The organism is Desulfobacter sp. (genome assembly GCF_050177295.1).
Window position 1 is genome coordinate 1 of the sequence record NZ_JBFXHE010000200.1, and the last position, 7,904, is coordinate 7,904.

Sequence of the window (7,904 nt, forward strand, 5' to 3'; positions counted from 1 at the left end):
CCCAAAGAAGCAAGACCAGATGACCACCTTTTTATTGATCCGCACAAACTGATAGAGATCAATCATCAATAATATTCCCCCATTCAAAAGATCCATGACAGGCTCTCTCCCAATCACGGATTCTTATTGAAACCGAGCTGATTATGAGCATGCCGATAAATTCCCGTGTTATGTTCTTTTTTCTTTAAAAATTGGTCGTGCCGGATATTTCTTTTTGTTTCAATTGATTGCTGATCTGTATCCAACGGCTGACAAGAGAAATCCCGATAGAGCCCAGGATAATTGTCCCTATGATCCCCAAAGACAATAGTGTGGATATGTGGATGAATTTTAGCAGGAACATTTTGACACCAATAAAAACCAGCACCAGCGACAGGCCGACTTTCAGATAGCGAAAATAGTCTATTGCCCCGGCAAGGGCAAAATAAAGGGATCTCAACCCCAGAACGGCAAATACATTGGAGGTGAATACAATAAATTCTTTTGTCGTGATGCCGAAGATCGCAGGAATTGAATCCAGGGCAAATATAAGATCCGTGGCCTCCACCATGATGAGTACCAGAACCAGAGGCGTAAACATGCGGTGGCCGTTGACAATGGTGATAAGGCGTTGTCGATCATAGGAAGGAGATATGGGCAGAAATCTTCTGGCCAATTGCATTAAGATATTTTTTTCCGGTTCCACACTTTCTTCTTTGGCACACAGCAATTTGATTCCGCTGAAGATTAGAAAAGAACCAAAAACGATCAGGATCCATTCAAATTGCCGTACCAGGGCAGCTCCAGCCCAGATCATGCTCCCTCTCAGAACGAGGGCACCCATGATGCCCCAGAACAGAAGCCGGTGCTGATAGGCTAAGGGGACCTGAAAGTACCTGAAAATCAAGGCCATGACAAACACATTGTCCATGGACAGGGACAGCTCCACAATATAACCAGTCAAAAATTCAAGAGCCTCTTCCTGACCGCGTAAAACATTCAGTCCCCATGCAAATCCCATGGCTACCGCAACCCATATGGCCGTCCACAGGATGGCCTCTTTGAATCTTACGGCATGGGCTTTCCGGTGGAACAAACCCAGATCCATGGACAGACATAGGATAACGGCGAGGATAAATGCAGTCCAATGGACCCAGGTGATTTCAGCAATCATAGATACCTTCCTTAACAAAATCATTCGTAGATACCATGCCGATAAAATAAAAAAACCTTTACCCTCGGCATGGTATCCGGGATAAAGGTCTTGTTTACAGAATCACTGCCCCGGTACCGGGTCTTTCGACCGTCTTGACGGAATCCGGGTCGGCCTTTTCTTCGACCGATAACTACTCCCCTTTATAATGTTGTGTACATATAATTCGTTCACTTTTAATTGTCAATTTTTTTTACACCAATCCAGTGCTGACGCATGAATTTAAAAAATAGTAGGCTGAGGAGATCAGGACAAGCCAAAACAAGCCCCCAAGGCCATTATCATGATTTCTAGAATAATTGGGGTCAGAGTAAAGTTAAATCTTTGGCTTCCGCCACCCAACCGGCCTTCCTCTTTTCTTTTCCTTAACCCGCCGGCCGGTTAAGGCTTCGATTTCTTCACGGAATCGATCATTGCCGACGATCATGCCCTTGTTCGTTGCCTTTCGGATTTGTTCTAATACAGTGTCGCTGAAATGATGCTTGAACAGTTCACAATAGTTCTTCCGGCGTTTGTCTGAATCCCTCCCAAGATTCAAATATTCAGGGTGGGGGATACATAAATCCGAAACATTTCCCAGTGCATTGATCCGATAGCTCGACCAGCGATAATCCTTAGGATTTGAAACAATCCCGGCTCGGACAGGATTGAGTTCAATATACCTGTAAACTTCAAGCAAATACCTGTCGGATTGTATCAGACAGGATTTATAACGCCCATCCCAAAGGGTTCCGGTGCGCTTGTATTCATAATTAAAATATCGAACGTAACGACGTCCCAGATCCTGCATCATTTGACTGATACCATTTTCTTTACGGGGCGTGCACAGCAAATGAACATGGTTGGTCATCATCACCCATGCATGCACATCAACATGGTATTTTTGTGAATATTCTTTCAACCATTCGGCAAAAGCTGCATGATTGGCATCCGATCCAAAACAAACCTGCCGGTTGTTGCCCCTCTGGATGATATGGATGGGGATGTCTTTGGGTGCTATGCGCTGTAATCGAGCCATGGATCATTGTTTAGGATCATTCTTGAGTGAATTCAACGCTTAATTTTACTCTGACCCCAATTACCCGTTACCTATTTCGCTTCGTCCAACACCTCCCGCACCTTGATCGCCAGATCCTGCTTTCCGAACGGTTTCTGAATAAACTGCACGCCTTCATCCAATACGCCATGGTGGGCGATCACATTCGCTGTATAGCCCGACATGAACAATCGCTTGAGGTTCGGATAAAGCAACAGCAGGTTTTTGGCCAGGTCCCGGCCGTTCATCTCGGGCATGACCACATCAGTCATGAGCAGGTGAATCTGGCCACTGTGTTCACGGGCAAGAGAGATCGCTTCTCCCGGCGTTCCGGCCGCAAGGACTTTGTAACCGTTTCGCTCCAGCATTATGCGGGTCATTCTTAAGATGGAAGGTTCATCCTCCACCAGCAGAATGGTTTCATTTCCGTCCATTTCTATTTTGTCTGCTGTTTTCTTTTCCGGACTTTCGGTTTCAGCAAGATACTGGGGCAGATAGATCCGGAAGGTGGTACCCTGGTCCGGCTCGCTGTAAACATTGATGAAACCGCTATTTTGTTTAACGATACCGTACACCGTGGCCAGTCCCAGACCGGTGCCCTTACCTACGTCCTTGGTAGAAAAGAACGGCTCGAATATCTTAGATAGCGTCTCCTGATCCATGCCGCAGCCGTCATCGCTGACCGCCAGCAGGACAAAGTCACCAGCTACAAAGCCCGGATGTGTTGCACAATAGGCGGAATCAAAGGTCGTGTTGCCAGTTTCTATGGTGATCTTTCCTACGTCCGCAATGGCATCGCGGGCGTTGACGCACAGATTGGCCAGAATCTGATCAATTTGTGACGGATCCATTCTGACCTGCCGGATATTTACGCCGGGCAGCCACGCCAGGTCAATATCCTCGCCGATCAGTCGCCGAAGCATCCTGAGTATGCTCCCGATGGTATCGTTGAGATCAAGGACCTTGGGTGCGATGGTCTGTTTTCTGGAAAAGGCCAGCAGTTGTCGGGTGATGTCGGCAGAGCGCTTGGCCGCAGAGAAAATTTCTCCGAGGTTATCGTGCAGCGGATCGTCCGGGGCTATCTCTTCCATTGCCATTTCCGTATTGCCGAGGATTATGTTGAGCATATTGTTAAAGTCGTGGGCTACGCCTCCGGCCAGACGACCCACGGACTCCATCTTCTGTGCCTGTGAGAGTTGGGCCTGGAGTTTTTCTTTTTCCGCTTCAGCCTGTTTCTGTTCGGTTAAATCTCGGAACTCGACCGTTCTTACTTGTTTCCCCCTATAAGGTACATTCCGGGCATCTAAGCGCATGGGAAATTCTTCTCCATTTTTACGCAAACCGAATGCTTCATAAGGTTTTTCATAACCAGCTCGGATATTATTGGTTACTTTTTTTCGAGATTTTTCGGAAATCAACAAAAGTCCGTTCATTCCGATAAGCTCTGAGTATTCATATCCGGTCATCTCCGAAAGACCCTGATTACATTCCAGAATAACCCCTTGGTCGTGAATGACTATTCCCCCAAAAGATGCATTATGAAGTGCTTTAAAACGAGTTTCGCTTTCCAGAAGAGATAGTTCAGCCTGCTTGCGGTCGGTGATATCCTGAAAAATGCAGACAAAGTGCCCGTCAACAGGACGAAAGGCCGACACATCGAAATGCTTTCCGAGTTCAACGCTGTGGTTCTCGAAGTGAACCGATTCGCCGGTGAGCGCCACCTTGCCGTATGTTTCAATCCAGCGCCGCTCGGTGTCGGGCAGGACTTCCAGTACGGTGCGGCCCACGATGTCTCCGGATCTCAGGCCGGTCATGCGTTCGAATGCCGGATTGACTGACAGGAAACGATAATCCACCGGGGTCCCGTTCGCATCAAGGATGATCTCATGCAGGGCAAAGCCGTCCAGCATCTCGCAGAACAGGGTCTGGTATTCCTGTTCTGCCTTGCGGTGGGCGGTGATATCACGGCTGATCGAAAGCACGGAAGACATTGCCCCCTGGGCGTCCCGCTCAGGAAGGAGCCGGCAGTTGAAAATGACGGGGCCTGCCTTGCCCTCGAACGAGAACTCGGTCTCGAAGGGCACGCCGCCGTCGAACACCTGCCGGATGGATTCCTCCCAGAACCGGCACTGACTCTCGGGAAAACCCAGCTCCGCATGGGTCTTACCGATGAAACGCCCCGGTTCTATATCCACGGTTTTGCGCACGTTGTCTGAGACAAACAGATGACGCCCCTTACGGTCGAAGCGCATCACGGTGTCGGGAATCCCTTTGACCAAAGCCCGGTACGTTTTCTCGCTCTCCCGCAACGCCTCCTCTGCACGTTTTCGTTCGGTGATGTCACGAAGGAAGACCAAGCATTTCGGTTCATCCAACGGTCGACTCTGAACGCTTACTTCCACATCGAAGAGTGTCCCGTCCTTGCGACGATGGCGGCTTTCAAACCGGTCCTGTCCATCGGCCAAAATTTTCTGCATGTGTGCGGCCGTGTCGGCGGGCGCCTCAACATCTTCCACGGCACTGATATCCATGCGAAGAAGCTCTTCTTTTGCATAGCCGCTCATTTCACAATAGGTTTCATTAACTTCGAGAAAACGGCCTGCAGTATCAACAATCCAGAAACCGTCCATGGCTGTTTCAAGGATTGCCCAATGTTCTTCTTCTCTTGCTTTTAATTCTCTTTCAACCTTTTTAATCTCTGAGATATCTACATGAGTTCCAACGACACGGACTCTGCCATTCAGATCATCTTTATACAGGTTCGACCTGGATAGAATATCAACCCAATGACCGTTCTTATGCTTCATTCTGAACTCAATTTCGAACCGCTCACGTTTACCCTCAATCACCTCGTTCATCATAGTCCAAGATGCTTTTATATCATCTGGATGCGTTAATTTCTCCCAAATAGAAAAAGCATCTGGAAGTTCATCGGGTTCATAACCAAGCATGCGCTTCCAACCCGGAGAATAGTAGATGTCTTTAGTCTCTAAATCCCAATCATATACGCCATCCTGGCTGGCGTTCATGGCCCGTTGGAACCTTCGTTCACTGTCTCGAAGCTCATTTTCCGCTTTTCTCAAAGAATCATTAGCTTGATCTAATGAGTCCATTGCTTTTGATTTGGAATCACTTTCTTCAACGGATGATTTTTTTTCCCAGGTACACTTTTCCTCTTCCAGTTCCTTAATTTTTTGTAGGAGTTCATCATAGGTTGGCTTCCTGGTCATAATCTAATCTCCTGACTGATCTTCTTTGCCCTCAAATTGGCAGAATCCGTCAGCGGCATATTGGCCGGCCATGTTATCCGTGACGGATTCTGCCCGGAGTTCACTGATAATGAATAGTTTTTTTTGAAACATTCAGGGTCGATATATTTTCAAGCAACGGCGACAATTTGGGTCTGGCATTCAGGGAGGAGTCCATCAGATAAAGCTCTTTGGCTTGGTTGTACAATGCCAAGTTAATGCCTTGTATAACTGTTTTGCCGTCGGCAATTACTTTATTTTTAAAAAGTTTTCTGTACCAGGGTCGGCACGAGGCAATTGGCATCATCCTTGTCCGGATACCACAGATTGTAGTGCAGGCCGCGGCTCTCCTTGCGCATTAATGCGCACTTAATGATCAGTTCCGCCACCATGGCAAGGTTGCGCAGCTCAATGAGGTCTGCCGTAATTTTAAAATCCCAGTAGTACTCTTCAATCTCATGCTGGATCATTTCAATACGACGCTGGGCACGGTGAAGGCGCTTGTCGGAACGTACAATGCCCACGTAATTCCACATCAGGCGCCGAATCTCATCCCAGTTGTGGGTGACCATGATGGCCTCGTCACTATCCAGGGTGTTGGTCTCATCCCAGGGATCCAGATCAACAGTGGGGTTCTTCGCAGCCTGTTCAAACTCTTTTAATGAGGACTGGGCCGCATTATGGGCATAGACCAAGGCTTCGAGAAGGGAATTTGAAGCCAGGCGGTTGGCCCCGTGCAGGCCGGTGCATGCGGTTTCCCCCACGGCATAAAGACACTGGATGTCAGACCGTCCGTTAAGATCCGTGGCCACGCCGCCGCACATATAATGGGCTGCCGGCACCACGGGAATGGGCTGCCGGGTGATGTCAATGCCGAACTCCAGGCATTTGGCATAAATATTGGGAAACCGTTTCCGGATAAAATCAGGATCCTTATGGGTGATATCCAGAAACACGGAATCGGCACCGGTTTTTTTCAATTCACTGTCAATGGCCCGGGCCACAACGTCCCGGCAGGCAAGCTCCAGGTCCGGAGAGTATTTTCCCATGAACCGGTTACCCTGTTCATCAATAAGATACGCGCCCTCCCCTCTGACAGCCTCGGAGATCAGAAAATTCTTGGCTTCGGGGTGGAACAGACAGGTGGGATGGAACTGAACAAATTCCATATTTGCCACGGTGGCCCCTGCCCGGTATGCCATGGCAATGCCATCCCCTGTGGCAGTATCAGGGTTTGATGTATACAGATAAACCTTTGAACCGCCACCTGTGGCAAGCAAAGTCACCTTAGCGGCAAAGGTTTCCACCTTTCCGGTCTCATTATCCAGGACATAAGCCCCGCAGCAGATGTTTTCATGCTGGGTTCTGACAAGACCGCTGCGGACACTTGTGGAATAGGTAATCAGGTTGACGGCAACATGGTTTTCCAAAATGGTTATATTTTCATGCTGTTCAACATTGTGTACCAGAACATCTTCAATTTCCTTACCGGTGAGGTCCCGGGCATGGATGATTCTGTTCTGGGAATGTCCGCCCTCCCGGCCTAGAGAGAAATCATATTTCCCGCCGCCCTCCCGGTTGAACCGTGCTCCCAAATCTACCAACTCCCGAATTCTTTCCGGGCCGTTTTCCACCACCATGCGCACCACATCTTCGTCGCAAAGTCCGTCCCCTGCAGCCAGGGTGTCTGCCACATGATTTTCAAAGGAATCTGTTTTGCTGAATACCGCGGCAACGCCGCCCTGGGCAAGTGCCGTATTGGTTTTATATATTTTTTTTTTGGTGATAATGACCACCCTGCCAAACTGTGCAACCTTCAAGGCATAGCTTAAACCGGCAACACCGCTGCCAATGACCAGAAAATCGGTTTCAATCATTTCTCAATACTTTAATATGTTAAATGGTGTGTTAAAAAAATTAAGGATAAATCAGGATAAAAGGGAACCTCTTCTTTTCTTGCGGGTGCTCATTCCGAAAATCAGTCCCACGATAAAAACACCGGCCCCGGAAAGCAACGCAAATTTTACTTCGCTTTTGATGCTTTGTTCAAGGTTTTGAATACGTTCTTCCTGTTCCCGGGACTGTTCCAAAAGCGCTTTATGTTTGATCTCAAGCTTCAGGTAACCTGCGGAAGCATCTTTGAGTTGCTTATATTTCTGCGCAATTTCCGTCAACTCCTTATTCTGAACCTCCAAGGTTCTTGCAGTTTCTTCTACAGCGGAAAGCTTTGATGCCAGGCGTTCGTTTTCCTGTTTATACCGCTCAACCAAAAGGCTTTTGGGTGCTTCTTCCGTAAGAAAGCGGGTCAGCACCCAGCCGGTTTTCCCGGTTGAATTTCTCACCATAGACCACTCCTTGCCGTATTCCAGAATCTCCAGTTTGACCCCTGACGAGACCATATCCACAACTTTATGGCCGAGACCCGGCC

At 48.3% G+C, this 7,904-nt stretch carries 6 protein-coding genes; all 6 read right to left on the reverse strand.

What is annotated here, in order from left to right; translation table 11 throughout:
- Positions 1–184 precede the first annotated feature (184 nt).
- Complete coding sequence (locus AB7U36_RS14120) at positions 185–1,153, reverse strand: TerC family protein (protein WP_286818432.1); 969 nt, start codon at positions 1,151–1,153, stop codon at positions 185–187.
- 355 nt (positions 1,154–1,508) lie between these two features.
- Positions 1,509–2,210, reverse strand: coding sequence for a transposase (locus AB7U36_RS14125; protein WP_428160379.1), 702 nt, complete (start codon positions 2,208–2,210; stop codon positions 1,509–1,511).
- A 71-nt stretch (positions 2,211–2,281) separates the two neighbouring features.
- Positions 2,282–5,458 (reverse strand): PAS domain S-box protein, encoded by a 3,177-nt coding sequence (locus AB7U36_RS14130; protein WP_428160380.1) that lies wholly within the window; start codon positions 5,456–5,458, stop codon positions 2,282–2,284.
- A gap of 3 nt (positions 5,459–5,461) precedes the next feature.
- A complete protein-coding gene (locus AB7U36_RS14135; RefSeq protein WP_428160381.1) occupies positions 5,462–5,590 on the reverse strand; it encodes a hypothetical protein in 129 nt (42 codons plus the stop codon).
- 146 nt (positions 5,591–5,736) lie between these two features.
- Complete coding sequence (gene nadB / locus AB7U36_RS14140; protein WP_428160382.1) at positions 5,737–7,353, reverse strand: L-aspartate oxidase; 1,617 nt, start codon at positions 7,351–7,353, stop codon at positions 5,737–5,739.
- 51 nt (positions 7,354–7,404) lie between these two features.
- The coding region (locus AB7U36_RS14145) for a TIGR04211 family SH3 domain-containing protein (protein WP_428160383.1) at positions 7,405–7,904 on the reverse strand (500 nt) is incomplete at its 5' end.